The sequence below is a fragment of the Pedobacter caeni genome (assembly GCF_900129215.1).
GTDB classification, from domain to species: domain Bacteria; phylum Bacteroidota; class Bacteroidia; order Sphingobacteriales; family Sphingobacteriaceae; genus Pedobacter; species Pedobacter caeni.
This window is the reverse complement of the sequence record NZ_FQUQ01000001.1, coordinates 628,730-649,048: the sequence shown is the minus strand read 5'-3', so window position 1 is coordinate 649,048 and position 20,319 is coordinate 628,730. Positions and strand designations below refer to the sequence as shown.

General features: G+C 40.8%; 19 protein-coding genes. 3 read left to right on the top strand and 16 right to left on the bottom strand.

The window, feature by feature from the left end; genetic code table 11:
- The first annotated feature begins 115 nt into the window (after positions 1-115).
- Entirely contained in the window at positions 116-1,411 is a 1,296-nt protein-coding gene (locus tag BUC20_RS02645; RefSeq protein WP_159441041.1) for a S41 family peptidase, read from the top strand.
- Between the two features lies 1 nt (position 1,412).
- On the opposite strand, the gene BUC20_RS02640 is transcribed toward BUC20_RS02645, so the two are convergent.
- From BUC20_RS02640 to BUC20_RS02580, 13 genes are all read right to left on the bottom strand, one after another.
- Positions 1,413-1,814 carry a hypothetical protein gene (locus BUC20_RS02640; RefSeq protein WP_073227037.1) on the bottom strand — a complete coding sequence of 134 codons (402 nt, stop codon included), beginning with the start codon at positions 1,812-1,814 and terminating at the stop codon, positions 1,413-1,415.
- Between the two features lie 88 nt (positions 1,815-1,902).
- Entirely contained in the window at positions 1,903-2,748 is an 846-nt protein-coding gene (locus BUC20_RS02635; RefSeq protein WP_073227035.1) for a class I SAM-dependent methyltransferase, read from the bottom strand.
- Between the two features lie 228 nt (positions 2,749-2,976).
- Positions 2,977-5,874 carry a TonB-dependent receptor gene (locus BUC20_RS02630; RefSeq protein WP_084528472.1) on the bottom strand — a complete coding sequence of 966 codons (2,898 nt, stop codon included), beginning with the start codon at positions 5,872-5,874 and terminating at the stop codon, positions 2,977-2,979.
- Between the two features lie 132 nt (positions 5,875-6,006).
- Positions 6,007-7,287 (bottom strand): serine hydrolase domain-containing protein, encoded by a 1,281-nt coding sequence (locus BUC20_RS02625; protein ID WP_073227031.1) that lies wholly within the window; start codon positions 7,285-7,287, stop codon positions 6,007-6,009.
- Positions 7,288-7,295: 8 nt separating this feature from the next.
- Positions 7,296-8,303: an alpha/beta hydrolase gene (locus BUC20_RS02620; protein WP_159441040.1), complete on the bottom strand. Its 1,008-nt coding sequence runs from the start codon at positions 8,301-8,303 to the stop codon at positions 7,296-7,298.
- A 4-nt stretch (positions 8,304-8,307) separates the two neighbouring features.
- On the bottom strand, positions 8,308-9,165 hold the full coding sequence (locus tag BUC20_RS02615) for an alpha/beta hydrolase (protein ID WP_073227026.1): 858 nt from the start codon (positions 9,163-9,165) through the stop codon (positions 8,308-8,310).
- Between the two features lie 93 nt (positions 9,166-9,258).
- Positions 9,259-10,161 carry a helix-turn-helix domain-containing protein gene (locus tag BUC20_RS02610; RefSeq protein ID WP_073227024.1) on the bottom strand — a complete coding sequence of 301 codons (903 nt, stop codon included), beginning with the start codon at positions 10,159-10,161 and terminating at the stop codon, positions 9,259-9,261.
- Between the two features lie 176 nt (positions 10,162-10,337).
- A complete protein-coding gene (locus tag BUC20_RS02605; RefSeq protein ID WP_073227021.1) occupies positions 10,338-11,891 on the bottom strand; it encodes a S41 family peptidase in 1,554 nt (517 codons plus the stop codon).
- Between the two features lie 170 nt (positions 11,892-12,061).
- Positions 12,062-12,646 (bottom strand): hypothetical protein, encoded by a 585-nt coding sequence (locus BUC20_RS02600; protein ID WP_073227018.1) that lies wholly within the window; start codon positions 12,644-12,646, stop codon positions 12,062-12,064.
- A 112-nt stretch (positions 12,647-12,758) separates the two neighbouring features.
- A complete protein-coding gene (locus BUC20_RS02595; protein WP_143166679.1) occupies positions 12,759-13,490 on the bottom strand; it encodes a hypothetical protein in 732 nt (243 codons plus the stop codon).
- Positions 13,474-14,091 carry a hypothetical protein gene (locus BUC20_RS02590; RefSeq protein ID WP_234994429.1) on the bottom strand — a complete coding sequence of 206 codons (618 nt, stop codon included), beginning with the start codon at positions 14,089-14,091 and terminating at the stop codon, positions 13,474-13,476. The genes BUC20_RS02595 and BUC20_RS02590 overlap by 17 nt, the downstream gene beginning before the upstream one ends.
- Positions 14,084-14,521: a hypothetical protein gene (locus BUC20_RS02585; protein WP_073227013.1), complete on the bottom strand. Its 438-nt coding sequence runs from the start codon at positions 14,519-14,521 to the stop codon at positions 14,084-14,086. Before BUC20_RS02585 ends, BUC20_RS02590 begins: the two co-directional genes overlap by 8 nt.
- A 204-nt stretch (positions 14,522-14,725) precedes the next feature.
- The gene (locus tag BUC20_RS02580; protein WP_073227011.1) at positions 14,726-15,742 is read right to left on the bottom strand and encodes a hypothetical protein; all 1,017 of its coding nucleotides are present in this window, start codon (positions 15,740-15,742) and stop codon (positions 14,726-14,728) included.
- Positions 15,743-15,910: 168 nt separating this feature from the next.
- Here BUC20_RS02580 and BUC20_RS02575 point away from each other — a divergent pair, with 168 nt between their 5' ends.
- Complete coding sequence (locus BUC20_RS02575; RefSeq protein WP_073227009.1) at positions 15,911-16,207, top strand: hypothetical protein; 297 nt, start codon at positions 15,911-15,913, stop codon at positions 16,205-16,207.
- A gap of 87 nt (positions 16,208-16,294) precedes the next feature.
- Complete coding sequence (locus BUC20_RS02570; protein ID WP_073227007.1) at positions 16,295-16,936, top strand: GNAT family N-acetyltransferase; 642 nt, start codon at positions 16,295-16,297, stop codon at positions 16,934-16,936.
- A gap of 14 nt (positions 16,937-16,950) precedes the next feature.
- Here the strand turns inward: BUC20_RS02570 and BUC20_RS02565 are convergent, their stop codons facing one another.
- The 3 genes from BUC20_RS02565 to BUC20_RS02555 form a co-directional block, all read right to left on the bottom strand.
- Complete coding sequence (locus BUC20_RS02565) at positions 16,951-17,469, bottom strand: hypothetical protein (RefSeq protein ID WP_073227004.1); 519 nt, start codon at positions 17,467-17,469, stop codon at positions 16,951-16,953.
- An 80-nt stretch (positions 17,470-17,549) separates the two neighbouring features.
- Positions 17,550-18,809, bottom strand: coding sequence for a DUF2264 domain-containing protein (locus BUC20_RS02560; protein ID WP_073227002.1), 1,260 nt, complete (start codon positions 18,807-18,809; stop codon positions 17,550-17,552).
- 38 nt (positions 18,810-18,847) lie between these two features.
- Positions 18,848-20,212 carry a glycoside hydrolase family 88/105 protein gene (locus BUC20_RS02555; RefSeq protein WP_073226999.1) on the bottom strand — a complete coding sequence of 455 codons (1,365 nt, stop codon included), beginning with the start codon at positions 20,210-20,212 and terminating at the stop codon, positions 18,848-18,850.
- Positions 20,213-20,319 lie beyond the last annotated feature (107 nt).

The following is a 20,319-nucleotide window of genomic DNA, read 5'->3' as shown; positions in this document are numbered from 1 at the left end:
GCAATCATTGAACGTCTGGTAGTAAACAGCTATGGAGAAAAAAGCTAAACTTATATTGATAATTTTAGGGATTTCCCTGACAGCATTTGCCCGGAAAAAGGACAATTGTGACTGTTTGCTAAACCTAAAAGAGATCATCACAGATATAGAGATCAATTATCCGGGTTACAAGCTTAAAACCAGTAAGGAACATCAGTTGGCCTATCTGAAGGTTAAAAAAGATGCAATAACAGATGCATCCAGAATAGCCGGAGCCCAGGATTGCTTTTATACCATATCAAAATACCTGGCTTTCTTCAAGGACAACCACATCATCTTTAGCGATAGAAAAACGAATCCGGAACAAAACGCGCAGAGGGAGTACAAACCAAAAGATCACATCAGACATAGCGATCAGCTGACGGGCCTATGGCGGAGAACAGGCGATTCATTAACTGTTAAGATCATAAAGCAGGACCAATATACCTACAGGGCTTACCTATGGAAAACCAAAGACCGAATGAACAAAACCGGACCAGTACATTTTGACCTGATTGGCGATGAGAACAAGTTTAGAATTAGAAAATATTCGGGTTGGTTAACTACAAATCTTCTCCGTGGCCGAAGGTTAAATGAGCTGATTATTGAGCCCGATGGCATCTGGGAGAAAGTTGTACCAGGACTTAATCATAAGATGCGGGAAACCAAAGCAAGCGTAAGTAACAAGAAGTTCAATCATAGGTCAATTGACAAAAATACTTATTACCTGGGTATTCCTGCATTTGACATCAGTGAAAAAAAATTCGATTCATTGGTACTGAACCAGATCATTCCAGACCTCAGTCTCAACAAGATAAAACATCTTATTATTGACCTAAGAAACAATGTTGGGGGGAATAGCTCATTTCTTTCCCTCATCCGGTTCATCTACGAAAAGCCATTTGCCCTACCTGGTGATTTCGTTTATTCCAGTCCAAATATCATCCGCAGATATCAGACATCGGCAGATGCAGGTTCCGCTTATCATCAAATGATGCTGCCCAGGCTCATTGCCAATATTGGTGGGTTTGTACAAAGAGATTCCCTTCACATCAAATTAAAGGAAACCTGCACTTATCCTCAAACTGTTTCTATCCTGGTAAATGAAAATTGTGCAAGCAGTACAGAGTATTTTTTAATGCTGGCAAAATACAGCAGCAAGGTTAAAATTTTTGGACAGCATACTTCAGGTACTTTAGATTATAGTGAATTATTTGAACCCGAAAAACTCCCCTGTTCCGCTTACAGGTATATGCGCCCTACTACAAAATCATTCTATGCTGATACCGCCCCTATTGACAACAAAGGAATTACACCTGATGTAAATTTAGCGAAATACCCGGATGATGAATGGGTGGATATCGTAATCAAAATTAATGATAAAGGCATCTGATTTAAGAAGGTACCTGCTGCTCTTTACCAGCTCGTATAAAAGCTGTTTTTAATTCAAAACTGAGAAGGACAATGATCACTGTAAGTTCAGCTAAAAAATAAATCCATCCCAAATTAGTCAGCTCTTTTTTATAATTAATAAGAAGACCTATGGTAAGACAACAATACGTCAGGTTTGCGCATGCAATTGTCTTCAGATAAGCAATCCAGCGCTCTTTAATGAATGTATAACAAAGCAAGGAGTAGACTGCAAAAACACAGGCAATTATAGCGAGTAAGCGTAATGCTGTTTCCGGCATTCCAGAAATGGGGGCAAATCTCACTAAAACAACACCCAACAGAAAAGCGGAAAGCACTGCACCTAAACCATCCGTTAAAAAGAGCGTTTTAGGACTTAATGTCATTGACCAGTATTTTAAACCTTAGCAAATGCATACTTTCAGTTTTTTTCTGCAACATAATAATTATTTCAGCAACAACCCAGCTGTTTATTTACAGGTAAAATGCCAGCACCTCCTGAACCCCATCCCCATCTTCCGGAAAAAGTTTGTTTTTCTGATCAACCTCCAGTTCAATATCCCTCATAGATTCAATTGAGAAGACCTCCCCACCCAATTCTTCAATTACTGCGATCATTTCCAAGCGGGTATACATATTAATTTCCCCCTCTACGTATTTGCTCACGACCTGTATACATTTTTGATGTTGTTTAAGACTCGCAGAAGATACACTTTCATCAGAAAGGATGAAATCCAGTATAAAAACATTCCGTTTATCGGGGGTTTTAAAATGTTTTAAAATGGAGCGGAATACCCCATCAGTGATGTAATGAATCAGTCCCTCGAAAATTACAACTGTAGGAACAGCAGATTTGTATCCTGACAAAGCAAGGGAAGTTATCAGTTTTTCCGGGTCAGTTACATCGCCTTCCATAAAATGCAAAAAATCACAGTCTGGTAGTATCCGCTTAAGAAGCGCTTCTTTTTCGACCATGGCGGCCAGATCAACTTCAAAAACATCCTGTACCTGTGAGGAATACTGCTCAACAAGGTGCAGGGACAATGGATCCCATCCAGCGCCTAAGCTAAGTACCTGAGGATAACTTTTCTCCTTATAAATACGCTTAAGTATCTTGCGCACATACAATTTCCTGAACAATAAGATTTTATCAAGATTCGGATATGAATCAGACATTTGCTTTACAAATTCTTCAATATTTCCAAAATCAAACCTGTTCATAAATTCCTTTTCTAAATTTGTATCATAGATAGAGGAAGCGTAGTACAATACCAAACTGGAAGTAGAGGGAACCTTCAGCTTATTAATAAGTTCTTTCATAATTGTATTTTAGTTTCGACTTCGAAACATGGCCTGTCTCAAAAGAGTATTTGCTGTTTTCGTTGTACTGAAAGTAGGTATACAATTATGATATACGGATATTCATTCCGTTCAACTGAGAAAGCCCCTACATTTTTCCTTATCGCTTTAATTGGTAACGCAGTAAAAGATACCCTGAATAGCGCTGGAATTCAATAAAGAAAACCAGCGCTATGTTTAGAAAATCTGTCAGAATTTATAAGTTGCTGTTAAATAATATGCTCTTGGCAGAATGGCAATTGTTGAATAAGGCTGATTAACAGCCACTGCTTTATCATACATGGCGCTTGTAAAACTTGCATTTCCGGAAATCACATCGAAGATGCCACCTGGTCTTACCCAGCTCATTACCCCATATTTATTAAATAAATTATTGACATTAAAACTCAGTTGCATCTTTTTCGATACGTCATAGCCTGCGCCTAAATCAACCTGTGAAAAGCCAGGTAATTTAAACACGTTGGCAGAATTGGCCTGACGACTTCCCAGATAAGACCAGGTTAAAAACGTATAGAATTTGCCCAGGGTATAAGTTGGCGTTAGATTCAGCATCAGCCTCGGTGCATTTTCCGTTTCATTTCCGGTATAGGATATAATCGTATCATCGGCCGGGCCATTGCCATTGGCTACCCAATTATCCAGACTCAGGATTTTTGACCGTTGAATCGTAGCTACGCCCCGGAAACTGAAATGCTCATTAAGTCTGTAATTTGCTTCCATCTCTATACCAATGGTTCTGTATTTGCCATAGGTCATTGGGGGATTGTAGAAACCTGTAGCAACCGAACCGAATATTGCACCGTTAGGCACACCGCTAAGGATACTGTAGAATGGGGTCAGAAAGAGATTTAAATCTCCGGACCGTGCTTTTAAACCAAATTCAACCTGTTGTGTGGTACGTAATTGCGGATTCAGCAGATCAATGGTTTCTACCCTGTTAGAAGCAAAATACACATCCAGATCCGGTGCTTTTTTACCTTGTGAATAACGCCCATATAGCGCCAGATTGTCATTGAACTTATAATTTAAAGCACCCGAGAACGACAATGAATTTAATGTTTTGTTAAAATTGACTGTGGTAGAATGGTCAATAACATTGTTGTCATACAAGGTAAAGACACTTCCATCTATTCCTCCCTGTATCCCTGTTTTGGAGTATCCACGGATATTATGTCCTTTAACGTTGACCCTTTCATATCGTAATCCCCAATCGAATGTAAGCTCCGGGTTGATTTCCCAGGTATGGCCAAAAAACAAAGCAGCCTGGGTTTGACGGGCATTGTAGGAGATCATATTTCCTAAATCACCTGTCAGCTGTCCGGTTCCCTCTGGATTGGTAAATTGATAAAGGCCGGTTGGGCCCAGTATAGGGGTGTTTGTGGGCGTAAACCCATAAACAGGTGCACCGGTAAGGCTCATTGAGATCAACTGCGGGCGATCTTCTATCGTACTTAAAGTAATGCCATTGGTGCCGGAATAGCGGTGGACATTGGAATAGCCAAAATATCCACCCAGGGTAAAGGTCATATTGCTGATCTTTTTATTGAAGGAGAACTGATCCAAAAACTCATTGGTTTCATTTTTATAGTATCCAAGTGGAGAAGCAAGAATGCCATTGGCCAGAATATTCTGACCGGGCAAAGTATTGGCATTGACCACATAAGACGCGCCATTTGAAGTCACATTTAGCAACTCCTGCCCTGTCCTGACGTTTTTGAAGGAATAATTTCCCACACCGATTGTCCCTAACATTAAGGCAGGTAAAGTTGCATCTGCGCCACTGCTGGTAATATTGGCACTGGTAAAGTTGGCAAGTGTGCTGTTGTCCGAATAACGGGCATTATTATTCAAAGTCCAGCCATCTCCAAGCTGGTGATCCCAGGAAAGGCCTAGCGACTTGTAAATGTTCTTTGTCAGATTCTTAGGGTTGTACTCAATGGTTCCTCCTGCTTTATTTAAAAAATCTGTAGAACTGAAATGATAGGAAGGCGGTAAAACGGTAGAATTCCCATTAAAGCCTTCAGCGGGTTTTGGATTGGTGTAACCTGTAGTTGGAATGGGCTGAGGATTTGCGTTTTTATCATTCAGATATTTCAAAAAGAACTTTAAGGAACCTTTATCATATTTCCTGACCACGTTGGCTTTGATCTGGCCACCAACATTCATGGCATATCCCGGTGATCTGGCGCCCCCATCATAGCGATAAAAACCACCCACATTGTAGGTCCAGTTTTTGGCTAGCGGACCTCCGAAATTTGCATCCATCCTACCCAAACTGTTATCCCCATTTCCCAACAATCCGTATTTAGCCCTGAGCTCTCCGGCAAAGGTATCCCCTCCGGTTTTGGAAACATAGTTAAAGATTCCACCGGGAGCGTTCGCAGCAGTGATAGAAGCACTGCCTCCACGTACCGCATCCAGTCTGTCTAAGGTTGCATCGGGGCGAAGGAAATAATCAGGAGTGTAACCATAGTAAGTGGCATTGGTAATCGGCAAACCTTCTTCCTGCATAGAAACATATTCGTAACCGACATCTTGTGTGCCTACTGTTGTTCCTCTTGAAGTCACCGTATTTCTGATTTCACCAACTGAGGAATTGACAAATACACCCGGTACATTACGCAACAGATCTGCCGCACTAGCGGGTACGATCCGCTGCATCTGGCTTGCCGTTAATGTGGTAATGGCAACAGAAGCATCCATCCGCTTACGTTTATCAAAGACACCGGTCACCAGGACTTCGTCCATTTCATTTGCCCTTTCTGTTAAGATGATGTTTAATGGAACATCCCGCTGGCCCTGGGGAATCATTGTTTCTTTGCTGAGATAGCCTAAAAATGAGGCGATCAGCACGACATCATCTGCAGGCACAGCAGGTATGTTGAAATTTCCATTCTGATCGCTTATGGCAGCTCTGCTGCTGCCTTTAATTTTGAGGCTTGCACCGGGAATAGCGATTCCATCTTTGTCAGTGACCTTCCCCGTAATGGCAGTATGCTGGGCGTAGCCCGATGTGATACTGAATAGCAGAAGTAAAAACATAAGAATGGTTTCACCAGCGATGTTTTTTTGTATAAATCGTTTCATAATCTGATAATTTGGTTAGTTGATATGTGGTATTGCCCGTTAAAAAAAATGCATAGCGATGCCTGCTGCGGGATCATGACGATCCTGCATATAGACTAATCATAAAAAAAACAGGGATGTTATTTTATTCGCTTATTCCAGTGCCTGGTACACCAGGACTCTAAACTTATCTGCTAATTCGTTGTGAGAGAAGGGGAATTGCTGCATGAACAGAAGCGCTACTATTTTCTCTTTCGGATCTGCCCAGTAAATGGTGCCGAAGAAACCACCCCATGCAATGCTGCCCTCCGACTGCCCGAGTTTGGCATTGCCTTTATTCGTGGTGATGGAAAAGCCCAGACCAAACTTATCATCACCTAAGGAGAGTTCTCCAATCTGGTTTTTAGTCATGATTTCGACGGTATGTCTGGATAAAATCCGGTGACCATTATAAATCCCCATATTGATCAGCATTTGCAAAAACACAGCGTAATCCTGTATGGTTGATACTAATGCAGCCCCTCCGGCAAAATACCCATTGTGGTTAATTGGATAATCGATTGTCGTTCCGGGAAAGGTATCTGATGCCCATGGCTCTATCTTGTGTGTCTCTTTATTTTCTGTGTATACCTTCACCAGGCGGTTTTGTTTGTTTGCCGGTAAATCGAAATAAGTATCATTCATCCCCAGTGGCGTGAAGATGCGCTGGTGAAAAAACTCATCTAAACTCATTGCGGAAGCAATTTCCACCAGCCTGCCCAATACGTCGATGCTTAAACTATAGGTAAATTTCTCTCCGGGATGATGAACTAGCGGAAGCGCCCCCAGTTTATTAATTGCATCGGCCAATACTTGTTTTTTGGTTACAAATCCAGCCTCTATACCTGCTTTAGCATAAATGGCTTTCATTTGCGGCGAACCGATCTGAGCGTAATCAATACCCGAAGTATGGGTCAGCAGATCGCGAATGGTAACCTCTCTTTTGGCCGGAACAGTGGTGTAGCTGGAATCCTTTTCGTTGAATTTATCCAGAACTTTCGGCTTGGCAAATGAAGGAATGTATTTAGAGATGGGATCATCCAGCAAGAATTTCCCTTCCTCAAATAAGATCATCACTGCTACACTGGTAATGGCTTTTGTTTGTGAAGCAATCCGAAAAATAGCATCTGTTTTTAAAGCAGTGTTGTTTCTAACATCATCTTTCCCAAACGCTTTGTTGTAGATAATTTTGCCATCACGGGAGATAAAACCTACTGCTCCTACTATCCATCCACTATCCAGGTATTGTTTTAAGGTCTGATCTATACGGCCCAATCTTTCCGCTGAAAACCCACTTGCAGCAACAGTACCGGCCTGAAGTATTTTATCCTGCCCAAATGCTGTCAACTGAATGACCAGCAACAAAACGGTTAACTTTAAAAAAGAAGTTTTCATCGCTGCGCTTATTTAAGGTATTGGTTGAGTACACCATAAAATTCATTGTAAAATCTACCTGGTAAGGCCCCATGCGGGTAACCGGGATAGTTGTGTAATTCTACCGATATACCTGCATCTATTAATCGCTGGCCATAGGCTAAGCCACCATCACGTAAGGGATCTGCCCCGCAGGTTACAATATAAGTTGGGGGTAATCCTTTCAGGTTCTTTGCCAGACCTGGTAAAGCAAACTCCGGAATAAGTCCTTTTTTAACATTATCCGCACCAAGGTACATGTTCATCAACGGGGTAATGTCCGCACCTTTTACGCCTGGAATATTATAGAATTCGATCACCGAAACCCGGGTGGTATCCAGATCTCCCGGCGGAAACAACAAGACCTGCAGGCCTATCTTTGGCCCCTTCTTTTCCCGCGCGGTTAAAACGACAGTACCCGCAATCCCCGCACCTGCACTACCGCCACCAACGGCAATACGTTCCGGATCACCACCTATTTCAGCAGCATGTTTTACTCCCCAGAGTAAAGCGGCATAACCGTCATTTGCACCTGCAGGATAAATGTTTTCAGGTGCCAGACGGTATTGAACCGTGATCACCACTACCCCTGCTCTGATCGCGGTGTTTGCCGCCATTTGATGATCGCTGTTTAAATCACCATAGATAAACCCGCCACCATGAAACAGGAGGAGTATCGGGGCTTTGGCCAGCTGCCTGGACTTATAAATCCGTACCGGAATTTCAGGATCTCCGGGATTTAAACCCGGGATATTTTTATAGCTCACTTCAACACTATCTGCATTGCTGAGCTTTGGTACCGGTCTGGCCTGCTCTTTTTTTCTGACATCCTTGATATTGTCCATATTTAAAACGGTGACCGGCCAGAAGGCGGCAGCTTTAAACTGTGGAATCAATCGCTCGCTAACCTCTTTTGGCAATAAAGGTTTTACCTTTTCCTGTGCGAATACGGTTAAAGTAAAAGCGGCAAGCATTAGGGTAGTAAAGGTTTTTTTCATATCGTTATTTTCCATATTTGTAAATCCATTTGATGGCTTCACCATAAACAAGCGCCCTTGTTGCAGCGTCTTTTAAATTCAGGTCATGACCTGCACCAGGAATGGGTAAAAGCTTATGAGTAATATTTTTGGCTTCCAGCTGATCGCTTAATTGCCGGGACTGAGAAAAATCAACTACAGGATCTGCGGTTCCATGGACCATCAGGATAGGAATATCTTTGACCTGAGTAATCGGGCTGGAAAGGGCGTATGCGGGATCTATTAGTTGTCCTTTCAGATATCTCTTTCCTGTCATCATTTGTATCACCCCAATTAAACCCACTTTAGCCGAATAATTCAGAATCGTGGAATCCGTTAAATTACTGGGCCCGCAGAAGTCGACTATGGCCTTTATTTTTTTATTGGTGGTATAGCTGTACAACATGGCCATATGCGCGCCTGAGCTACCACCGGTCATGGTAAAATTGTTTTTACGGGTATTCCATTGGCTCGCATGGGCGATACAGTAATTCAGGGCCTTGTCTATATCTTCCAGCATCTCCGGATAATGCACCTCTTCGCTATTCGCATAACGGTAATTGATGCTGACAAAGGCGATACGGTTACTAAATAAAGAATCCGCATACTGCTGCGCATCTTCTTTACCCGCCTTTACCCATGCACCACCATGAATCAGCACTACAAACGGCGTTTTTTCATTTCTACCGGCAGGCAAATAAACGTCCATGATGTTTCTGGGGTGTTCTCCATAAACCACATCTTTCAGTTTTTGTTCCGTTACAGGATTTGACGCTTTTCTGGCAGTGGAGCAACCGGACAGAACAATAAGCAGGATAAAAAGGTGACAGGCTCGTTTTTTCATATGGAATGGATAACAGGTGATGAATAAATTTAGCTCCATTTCATGAACAGCTTGTATCGAATCGGGAATGATTTGACTCCAAACGGGAATAACTTATAATTTCCTGGTCAGAAATGTTCTGACAGCTGATGGAGATGTGCCAAAAAAACGTTCATAAAGCTGAGAAAAATGGAAACGGTTGGTATAACCTAGTTTAGTACAAATTTCGGAAATGGGCAAATCCGTATTCCGGATCAGATCCTGAGCCATTTCCATGCGGAACTTCATTCGATACTGATGAAGGGGTAATCCATATACTTTTCTGAAATCACGCTTTAAGTCGAATTCATTCAGGCCTACTTTACGACTAATGCTCTTGATCAGCAGGGTGTTGGAGGTATCAGCTTCAATTAAAGCTCTTGCTTCGTCAAGTGCAGTTAACCTGGAATCGGCGATGCCTTCAAAATGACGTTCAATATCATTGTTTTTCAAAGAATCCATCCAGAAGTAAATGAACTCCAGCATTTTGCTTTCCAGCAATAAGGTATTGCATATTTGCCCGCTGGGGATGTTAAAAATTTGCTTTTGCAGGTTTACGATATGCTGATTAGTACAATATTTTTCAAACTGATCGCTAAGTTTATGTTTATCTATGGTCAGGTAAGCTTCAGGAATAAAGAACCTGATCCCATCTGCTTCGGTAATTTCCCATTCAAATTTCTTTATCCCTTCTATAAAAGACGAATGAATCTGTCCATCTTTATTCAGCCTGAAATCAATCAGCCCTTTTTGCCCAACCGGGTCTCTCGATAAGAAAGTGGTATCCTTCAGAAATTTCCACTTGCCTCTAAAAAAATGGATGTCCTTCCTGATGAACAATTGCAAAGTGCCATCGCCCAGACTATCCGGTAATTTAAGGTGATGAGAATTCCAGGCTTCACTGATACCGAACCCATAATTTTTCACTAAGGTCCCGGCAAAATTAACAGGGTTAATATATGGCAGGTTAAGTTCCATGTGACTTGAATATTTGGAGGATTTAAATAATACAATGTAAATTACATTTTTTTTATTAAATCTGTATCTCCCTGTTTTTCATCAGTATATAATTGTCTTTCAAAGGTTATGAAGCTATCATGATCTTGTATTCATTTCGTTGTGTGATCTGTAAGTTCATGATGGTTTCAACATATTTATGGTTTCTTAGCGATCAGCTTCAGTACATATTCCATCTGTGTATCCCGGTTTTGCATAAAATCGTCGAAAGCAGGCCATACAGTATGGTGAGGAATAATGCCTCTGCCATTGGGTTGATCTGGCTTTACAGGTGCATCCTGTTCTACATAAACAATAGAGAATTTGGATTTTATTTTTGAATTTGGCAATTCGTAGATCAGTGCCATATGGCCATTGTGATTATAATAACCACCAACGGTTTCCACGCCAACAATGGTCACATTGCGCGCATAGCCTTTTACAAGCGAAGCCAGGTGTGATGCTGCTGAGGCAACGTTTTCATCGATTAGCAAGTATAATTGTCCCTGGAAAGCAGGTTGTTTAGGGTGATACACCGGATTATATTTAACATTCTGCAGGTTCCTCCCATTGCTTAAACCCGGGAAATAATCTTTCAGCATTTTCTTCCCTTCCGCTTTAGCTTCCGGGCTCATTCTTTCTGAGGTAGACACTCCCCAAAAATATTCTTCATATGGAATTCCGTTATCAAAGATGGTATAAGCCAGTGTGTTCTCTTTAAAGCTTGAATCCGTCAGGTACATCATTGGTTGTTCAAAAGTTGGGTCACTCCCACCAGGATTGCCACGGATATCCAGGATGAGATGAGGTACCTTATGGTTACTGAGCATGCGGAAGGTGCTGTCGAGAAAGGCAACATATGGGATAAAGGCCGGATCGTCTGGCCCGTCGGCCATGCTGAATATACGAAGGTTCAGTAAACCAGTCGTAGGGTTTAGCATCTTAAAACTATATTTAGGCTGAACTTTGTAATCGATCACACTGTCTACAGCCGCACTATGGCGCAAAATCAGGTTGGCGTTCCGTTTCTCCAATGAAACAGCCGGCACGGTGAGGCTCTGCTCCCTGGTAGCTCCAGGGGCTAAAAACCGGATGGTAAACCGATCTTTGATCCCATATTCATACAGGTAACGCAGTCCATAACTCCTGTCCACGCTACCAGACATTTTTTGTGTTTCATTAAAACCGTCACCCGTCATATACTTGTAAAAGGATTGCATGAGTTTCTTATCTCCAACACCATTGATGCTGATGATTCTCGACCCTACAGGAATTTCAGGTATTTTGCTATTGAAGATGATTTTCCCTTCAATATACTTAAGCGCAAATGGGAAGAATCCTTGTTGCTGATTGAAATACCTGACCAGGCTGGCATCCGGTTCCGTATAATTATGACAGCTTCCTTCAAAATCAGTCAGCTGCAGAATGATCTTATAAAAGTCCAGTTTGGACATTGGCTGACGAAGTTCTTTAAATGCCCATTTGTAGATGCTGTCGATCTGCTTTTGGTTACGGTAGTGGAACAGGCCAGAATTGGCTTTTTTGCGAATGTCGAGGAACAACTCCAGATCCTGTTTCATTTCCGCAGGAGAAAGCATTCGGTTGTAAATGGAAAGGCTGTCTTTTGATGGTTTAGTTTGCAGAGATGAGCTCTTGACCTGTTGTGCCCATCCCTGATGCGCTAACAGTAGTAAAAACAGTATTTTTTTCATTCAATAGGGGGAGTTACGCTTATGCTATATCAAAAATACTATCTTTCTTCTGATTAGTAAACTGTAAGTCTTATTTTCCGAAGGTATTTTTCTCTGCAATTATGAATAGAATTTTATATGTTCTCTTTAAAAATCAAGATGGAGGGAAAATTTACAATAAAGACTAAGTTTTAATACGTAAAATCAAGAGGATGAAAGTTCTTCAAGTTTGGTAAGGGGTTCATTTTTACAATACTTGTTTTTTTCTCCAATATCTGATCTGTTTCGTATTCCGTTTTCTTTTCTAACTTCTCACCAGTGGATAAATTATAATCAACAAACTCCATCGCTCCCGGGGCGGCGTAATGATAAGTATATCCGATTAACTCAAAATTGTTATGCTGAAATCTGAATTTATGGGTCATACTCCCACGGTCCATTTGATTCCGAAATATGATCATCCCTTTGTTCACCTTCAAACTTTCTAAAATGCATAAAGAACTGCTGGTTCCTTCCGGATATTTGTCCATCACAGCGGTTTCCGATTTCAAAACCGTAACATATTTTCCGCCTTTTGTCTGGAATTTTATTTCGAATAAAAATGGATGATGGAGGTCAGCAGTATCCGCTTTCACCGTCACCAAATCTTCTAGATTGTCATTGTTTAAATCTCCTTTTACATTATATACCAGCTTATTGTAATTCTGACTAAACACCTTTTCCGGACTTAACGATAAAAGAAAGGCAACAATTAGTATAAATATAGGTTTCACCATTTTCCCTTTTTTAATTTTCTAAACATGATTCCATTAATATTTTATTTAAATATCCAGTGCAAAATAATGTGAACGCTATGGAACAGGAAATTACTTTGAGCGCCTGTAGTTCTCATTCTTTTGAGTTTAATGATCTTTTTATTGGCCTGATCAGGTAGTATCTTCTACTCGGCAGGTCACTCAACAACAGGTATTTCCCATTTTTAACCTGATATACGAAATAGAAAAAACGATCCCTAAAATCCCCGTCTTCATCAATCGCGACAAATCGCTTAAAATGAAGCGTTTTTTCAGGCATTTTTATCTGGAAATAACTTGTCCCTGTCCATCCCCCTCCTCCTGAACCATTTCCTGTTCCCCACATCAGGTTTTTCCTGAGGTTCCAAAATGAACGGTCACTCCAATGTTCTTTATGGACAAATTCTCTCCTTATTAAACCAGGAACGGTATCGATCTCATAGGTCGACTGCAGGTAGTTCAATTCTTTTCCACCGGCAACATCTGCCGCCGTCCCGCTTGCGGAGTCGATTTCCCCTTCCAGATTAATTTTATACCAGATCGCTTTTGTCGAATCCCCATTTTCAGTCTTGATACTACTCTTATAAGCAATCATTATGCTGCTGTCCATCAACTGTACTACAGGCTCGGCTAAGTCACTATTAATTTCGAGCACTTCATAGACATCATCTTTCAAACTATCCAGTTCAGCGTAAGTCTTGTAAGTATCAGGAAGCTTATCTAAGCTTAATTTATATTGCTGGTAGTACATCCTTCCATCAGGTAGAACCGCAACACAAATGATGATTGCTATCCACAAAATTACTTTTCTATAATTGATTTTCATGGGCAGGATTGGGTTTCTTTATCAGGTTTCCGGTTGCTTTATCAAATGTTAGCTTTAGGTTTGGCCCTCCATAAAACAAAGTAAGGTTAAGGGTTCTGTCAGTTTCCTGATCAAAGATGATGTCTTTTGCATCACGAATCTTCAGATCGATATGATCATCCGGCAATTGGAAATCATCACACTGAAATACTTGTTTTTCGAGGATGCCTTTCTTTTCTATCACCTGCAATACAGGATAGGCCATTACACTATACCCCACAATTTGTGCCCTGTAATTTTTGTTCAGGTCTTTGTTCATCCTTAATCCAATAGGTGTGATCGCCAATACCAGCGCATAAAACGGCAGCATCATTGGCAAAATGCTCATGATCAGGCCCAGTATCATTGCCACCAAAAGGACTTTCGCCATTATCTTTTTCCAGAATAAGATGATGATTGCAATGGTACCCAAAAACCAGAACCAAAACAGGATGAGGTCACTGTAATACCCCCGCAGACTTATTTTATATAAATAATAAGCAGTCATATCGGCAACCAACAATAAAGAAACCACGGCATATATTCTTAGAATTTCCTTTCGCATTCCGGTCTTGTTAATCATAATTTTTATGAAGATGTAAAGCGTAATATATACCTCCAAAAATCAATCCGAAAGCCATTGTCTGCAAAATGCACATTTCCAATACTATCCACCAGATATGAGTATAAGTACTCCAGGAGGCTTCTCTTTCATCAAAAATGGCGGTGTCTATCGCATACCAGGAAAGGATAAGCATGATCACACAAAAAACAGTTCGACAAAGTAGTCCTGGTTTTAGCCAGTAATAAGTCAGGTGCAAGATGCCTGTTGCTAAAAGTGGCAATAAAGAGGATAACAGCAAATCCGGAAACATATCACAATCCAGGCAGCCGGAAGAAGGTGCCGTACGGTAATCCCACAAAACCCAGTATCCCTGCAAAATGGTGAACACTATAATGGAAGTGATGATGATGGCTGCAAACAGCAATTTTCTTAAATAGTCCAGTTTCATTTCGGTTTAAAATTCTTATGACATATCTTCTATCATCTTTAGCCATATCGAATCAATTTTATAATGCTGGTAATAAAGGAAAGTCTAATTTTCTTAAACGACAAGAGCTGTTTAAAATTCGCTAGCACAGGTTTGGAATCCGTAAGCTTTGAAGATAAAAACGTTTATACTGACTTTGTCATATTTTTTTTATCTGAGGCTGAATTATAACAGTTCCTTTTTCAATCTATTGTCTTTAATTGCTTTTCGACATCTTTTTTGCCGTTCCAAATCATTGGAACTTGCTAATCCTAAATCTAAGAATATAGCATCCTGCAGCTTGAGATCTCCCCAGCGTAATTTTCTATTTACTCCTTTTGCCCTTTCAAAAAGCACTTCAAAATCATCGTCAATATCGAAGCCATTCTTCTTTGCTTCAAGATAAGCAGCAGCCAAAATTGCAAGCTCCGTTTCAATTTCAGGTTGTTTTAATTCAGGATATTTGTCAAAAAAAACTTTGAGTTCCTGATATTTTCCCTGCCCGGAAAATGCGACCAGGGCGCTGAAATAGTATTTATTTCCAAGGTTTTTGTGCTGACATAGGGCAATTGATTCTTCGATTCCATTTGAGGCTGCAAAGAACTGTACCAACAAATCTTTCAATTCGTTCAGTTCAGATTTATTTACTGCAGGTTTACTTTGTTTAAAGTACTTAAAAAAACCTACGGGATCTCCTTTTAAAGCATAATGTTTAAGAATAATCAAATACCCCTGATCATGGTTATCGGACTCTTTGAAAATTTTCGTCTTCTTAAAATCAGGGATCAATCTTTCCGCCTCTGCAATCTCATTTTTAAGGACCAGATTGGTCATGATGTGCTTCATGATATGATTGAAGATGATATCGTCATTGACAATCTTCTGAGCAGAGGTCAGAATTTTAGCTTCAGAATAATTTGCGCTGTCGTAAAGCCACAATACCGCCGTTTTCCAGTCTAATGAATAGCTGATATTTTTTTTACCTTCAAATCTTTTGTAAATATCTTCCCAGGAACTTCTGTACGACTGGTATCCAAAGTCGCCGATGCCCAATCCCCTGCCTTGATAAGGGGTTTGCGCAATTTTATGAATCGTTTCCAATACTTTTACCCCATCTCCCTCAACTGTCTGACTGGCCTCCCCATTCCTGTTATTCAATGCTTCAATGCAAAGATCTATGGCTCTTTCTATCTCGTGTTTCATGATTAGATATGCTTTTTCAAGTTGATTCCTGATATTCTATTTTAACAAGAAAGATAAGTAAACAAACTGAAAAAAGCGTATGGATAACAATTGAAGTTATTGCCACATGATGAAAAAGTTTATACCTTGCCAGTGCCTGAACGAGTTATCCGGAAAAATCAATAATTCATGAATACAACAATAGAACAACTTAGGGGGCTTTTGGCAGAACATTTTAAATATTATAAGTATAGAGATGCTATTGCGGAAATTAAAGCTTTGAAAGCATCGGGAAAGCTCTCCGAAGAAACATGGAATAACATTAAAAATCTAATTAATAATCGGGATTTGCCAAAAGGACAGGCGTTAAACCTTATCGCTTTTGATTCAAATTTACCCCTTGATGAGGATACTGAACAAGAAGCTTATAAATGGTTAGATCTATTTATAAATAACATTGATCAGAACGAAATTGTTGATTATTAAATCCAATAAAGCACATGAAGAATAAGGTTAACAGATTTTTTGATCGTGGATAAACAGGGATTCCATTTTTTTTCGGACTTTAGTTCAATGGAAAAAGATGTTTCTTCAGTGATTGTTGAGAGCTGGCTTAAGGGCTGGTCTTTGTCAAGAAAGGTGCCATTACCTGTTGGGTTTAAGTCAGGTTTTAAGGTTGACGTTGGTGATGAAAAACAAAAAAGCCGTTATGTATTTCCGAAACTTAATGATGACTTTAAGGAGCTGTCAGAAGCTATTGATGAACCCTGGGTATTTTTAAAAGTCTGTGCATCGGTTGATGAAGTAAGCCCAAACATCCCTGGAAACTGGACCATTGAACCACAAGGTTATTTGATGACCTGTTTCCGGCCTATGGATTTTCCGGAGATGAGTTTATCTCAGGATTATCACCTGGAATTTGAAGAATATCATTCCACTTACGTTGTTAAGATCCTGGCTCAAAATGGTGAACTGGCCTCAACAGGTCGCGTGGCTCTTGTTGATGATTTTGCAGTATATGATCGCATAATTACCGAAAGTCATCACCAAAGGAAGGGCCTCGGAAGATTTTTGATGAAAGAGCTTGAAAAGATTTCATTGTCAAAAGGCATTTCCAAAAAAGTCCTTGTTGCCACGGAAGAAGGAAAGCTATTGTATCAATCCTTAGGTTGGGAATTGTATAGTCTTTATACTTCGGTTGTTATTCAAGCCTGATACATCACTCCGTACTAAAAAGCAGTGTTGCCAGAAATGGTGAGTGTATGCGCTGTTTTTATAGAGGGGCAACACCTGCCATCATTTTCAGAATATTCTAATTTAGTGACATGAATTTTTCCGTTACTTATTTTATCAAAGCTAAACAGGTAATCCGGTTCATATCCGGCAATCACTTTAACACCTTTGCCCGTATTTTTGTATAACGTCAGCCCTTGTCCAACAATGGCATTCCCCCCACCCACAGGTGCCAATGAAAAATATATGGCAACATCTTCAAGTCCATCACCAGTAAAATCCCCTGTGACGGCTTCCTGAAGGTCGATAACAGCATCATGTTCTTTCAGAATTCCGGGCAAATACTGATCAAATTTTTTCATTGCCATTTTTGCCGCATCCTCTGCTGAAATACTGGATTTATGGACTTGTTTTTGCTTTACGAGCGGTTTCTTTTGCTTTTCAATATTTGAATCACTGCAACCAGTCAGGAAAAATAGTGAAAAAGTTAATATTGACAATTTAATAAGTTTCATTTAGCAACCTGGTTATTCTGCTGCAAAATACAAAAATGACCTTTTTACTTTGACAGATTAAAAATAAAAAGGTCATAATTTTAATATTCTACATGATAATCTTTTTTAAATGCCTGTCCGGACCAGGCTTTTTTTGCGGTCCAGTCTGCTGTTGGTGCTGTCCAGAATACATTATCTGCTGGTAATCCTAAAGGTAAAAATCCAAGTGTTGCCATGTACAAACTCCCTGTAGATGTATATACATCAGCGATTCCAGGTTGTGAACCGCAGAAACCCAGTACCAGCCAACCGGATTTGTCGAAATTGTCGCATTGATCAAACATTCTGTGCATGACTGCTGTAAGAGCAGACCTGACTTGTGCAGGACTAATTTCTGAAGGCAATTTTTCCATCAATGCCACCTGACCTAAAGCCTGAAAAGCCGCTGTACGATAAGTTACAGACCTGCCCATCGGTGGATAAGTGCCATCAGGACCAATGATCCGCTCTGAAAACTCTGAATAGCGGATCATGCGTTTTACAGCAGTACCATATAGTTCATCCTTGATTTTCTTATGATCTGACAGGACTTTAAAAAAATCAACGAGCATTGGATGGATCACATAAGAGTTGTAGTAATCGATACTTAAGCTCGGTCCATCACTATACCAGCCATCTCCCTGATACCATTCCAGGATTTTTCTTTTGGCAAACTCCAGCCTTGCCGGATCTGGCTGTTCGCCAATAGTCATCAGGAAGGCTTCATTTATTCCGGCAAAAAGCAACCAATTGTTATAAGCCCCTGTACGGGTACGCAGAGATTTAAACTCTTCGGCAATTCTGGTTTTCGTTAAGGCATCCAATGGATCCCACAGCGCTTTTGGTGCTCTTAAAAATGCCTGAGCCATGTATGCTGCGTCTACGATAGGCTGACTTTCCGTTCTGAAATTCAGGTAATCAGGATTTGCAGGGTCTACCGCATTTCTGATGCCTTCTAATAGTGCCGTACGCAATTTTTTACGCATCTGACCTTCTTTGGTCTCATCATCCGGAAGGGCAAGCCATGGCGCTACCCCTGCCATAGTACGTCCTACAGCTTCAAGATAGGTTACTTTTTTAAAGAAATCGGTCTTCTGACCCGGAGGAACTTCTACAGGCATGTTCTTTTTCAATGTTCCTGCGGAGAGGTTTAGAATCACCGGAGAAGACATTTTGTACAATAATTCTGCCCAATACAGACGATCCTGTGCCGGGCTTGTTGTCTGATTTAGTTTCGTTTTCTTTGAGGACTGCGCCTGAACAAGAGGATGAACAGTAAGGATAAGTACTGTCAATAGAAACAGGTGTTTAAGTTTATTCATTGCTGAGTTGGTTCTTTAACTTTTTGCTGACTATAAAATTATTTGGTACTGATCACAAAAAATCTGCTGGTTCCGCCAGAAAGTGCTGCATTAAAACGAAGCTGTTGAGGCGTTTTACCTTTGTAAATTATGCTGGAAGGCATCAGGACTCCCGTTGCACCATCTCTCACCAAAACATGCTGAGGTTTTATCCCTTTTACTTTCTTCGAAACCTCCAACCATTTCAACGCTACCACTTCCTGTTTAGGGCTGGCAATACCATTATAGACTTCCTTAATGAACACCTGATCTCTATTGTTCAGGTATAATGGAAGCATTTCGCTGCCTGCAAGGAGGAATGCTCCCACTCCGTATACATCGGTATCCTCGAATCCGACCTTATCAGGTGCAGCACCTTGTGCCTGTACATATCCTAATTTCCCATCAGGATGAACAGAGGTTACCATAGCCGACCAGGCCTTATTCACTACAGGGAGGTAGCTTTTGGCAGGAAGCAGGTGATGGTTGATGCCCCATGCCATTGCATAACAAATAAATCCGGTACCACTGGTCTCTTTTGAGGGATAGCTTTGAGGATCAAGCAGACTGGCATGCCAGCTACCATCAGCTTGCTGCAATTCTGCCAGTTTTCCCGACATCTTCACAAATAGCTGCTCCAGATTTTTTCGCTCCGGATGGTGCTCCGGCATCACTGAAAGTACCCTTACCAATCCACCGATTACCCATCCGTTGCCACGGCCCCAGAATACTTTAGTTCCATTCTTCTCCTTTTTATCAAAATAACGACTGTCCCTGTAATACAGGTTTTCATCTTTATCGTAGAGATAGCTGGTTGATTTATTCCATAACTGCACAGACTTGTCCAGGTATTTAGGATCACCGGTTGCCTCTGTTAAATAACCCAGTGCAGGAGGTCCCATAAATAAAGCGTCGCACCATGCCCACTCTCTTAAATAGATCCTGTTTTTCCATTCCAGCTCTTCCTGATGTGGTAGCATGGTAATGGTATCTGCCAAAGTCTTAAAATCTCTGATATACTTTGGATCTTTATAGATCGTATACAATTGGGAATACAACTGACCTACGCAATAATCATCAGCAAAATGACGGTACTTCCCTACCTCCCACTTATTATCCTCTCCAACCTGGATCAGTTTACGGTAATAACTTTCGTCGTTTGACAGTTTAGCCCAGGCCATCATTCCGGTATACATCGCTCCACTGGTCCAGTCTTTTTTAGGGTTTTTCCATCCCTGGCTTTCTAAGTTCTGCCATTGCCAATCGGCCACTTTTTTCATTTGATAGAAAATGGAATCACCGGATAATACAGGCGACTGACTCAGGACGGTCTCAGTATTCAGCAAAAGAGGGATGAGTAAGGTTAAGAATGTTCGTTTCTTCATTGGTTTAATTTGGTGTGTTGTTGGTTTAATCTGTTGTATTGAAATGGGCTTGGTTCTGTGGCTGTTTATGATAACGTTTTCACATTGACAATGACATGGCCATCTCT

Bases quoted from the DNA above. Each gene is read 5' to 3' on its own strand.
- BUC20_RS02605 (WP_073227021.1), bottom strand. From the start codon at position 11,891: ATGAAAAAAATACTGTTTTTACTACTGTTAGCGCATCAGGGATGGGCA.
- BUC20_RS02575 (WP_073227009.1), top strand. From the start codon at position 15,911: ATGAATACAACAATAGAACAACTTAGGGGGCTTTTGGCAGAACATTTT.
- BUC20_RS02625 (WP_073227031.1), bottom strand. From the start codon at position 7,287: ATGAAAACTTCTTTTTTAAAGTTAACCGTTTTGTTGCTGGTCATTCAG.
- BUC20_RS02640 (WP_073227037.1), bottom strand. From the start codon at position 1,814: ATGACATTAAGTCCTAAAACGCTCTTTTTAACGGATGGTTTAGGTGCA.
- BUC20_RS02615 (WP_073227026.1), bottom strand. From the start codon at position 9,165: ATGAAAAAACGAGCCTGTCACCTTTTTATCCTGCTTATTGTTCTGTCC.
- BUC20_RS02570 (WP_073227007.1), top strand. From the start codon at position 16,295: ATGGAAAAAGATGTTTCTTCAGTGATTGTTGAGAGCTGGCTTAAGGGC.
- BUC20_RS02555 (WP_073226999.1), bottom strand. From the start codon at position 20,212: ATGAAGAAACGAACATTCTTAACCTTACTCATCCCTCTTTTGCTGAAT.
- BUC20_RS02560 (WP_073227002.1), bottom strand. From the start codon at position 18,809: ATGAATAAACTTAAACACCTGTTTCTATTGACAGTACTTATCCTTACT.
- BUC20_RS02630 (WP_084528472.1), bottom strand. From the start codon at position 5,874: ATGAAACGATTTATACAAAAAAACATCGCTGGTGAAACCATTCTTATG.
- BUC20_RS02595 (WP_143166679.1), bottom strand. From the start codon at position 13,490: ATGAAAATCAATTATAGAAAAGTAATTTTGTGGATAGCAATCATCATT.
- BUC20_RS02635 (WP_073227035.1), bottom strand. From the start codon at position 2,748: ATGAAAGAACTTATTAATAAGCTGAAGGTTCCCTCTACTTCCAGTTTG.
- BUC20_RS02600 (WP_073227018.1), bottom strand. From the start codon at position 12,646: ATGGTGAAACCTATATTTATACTAATTGTTGCCTTTCTTTTATCGTTA.
- BUC20_RS02590 (WP_234994429.1), bottom strand. From the start codon at position 14,091: ATGATTAACAAGACCGGAATGCGAAAGGAAATTCTAAGAATATATGCC.
- BUC20_RS02580 (WP_073227011.1), bottom strand. From the start codon at position 15,742: ATGAAACACGAGATAGAAAGAGCCATAGATCTTTGCATTGAAGCATTG.
- BUC20_RS02620 (WP_159441040.1), bottom strand. From the start codon at position 8,303: ATGAAAAAAACCTTTACTACCCTAATGCTTGCCGCTTTTACTTTAACC.
- BUC20_RS02585 (WP_073227013.1), bottom strand. From the start codon at position 14,521: ATGAAACTGGACTATTTAAGAAAATTGCTGTTTGCAGCCATCATCATC.
- BUC20_RS02610 (WP_073227024.1), bottom strand. From the start codon at position 10,161: ATGGAACTTAACCTGCCATATATTAACCCTGTTAATTTTGCCGGGACC.
- BUC20_RS02565 (WP_073227004.1), bottom strand. From the start codon at position 17,469: ATGAAACTTATTAAATTGTCAATATTAACTTTTTCACTATTTTTCCTG.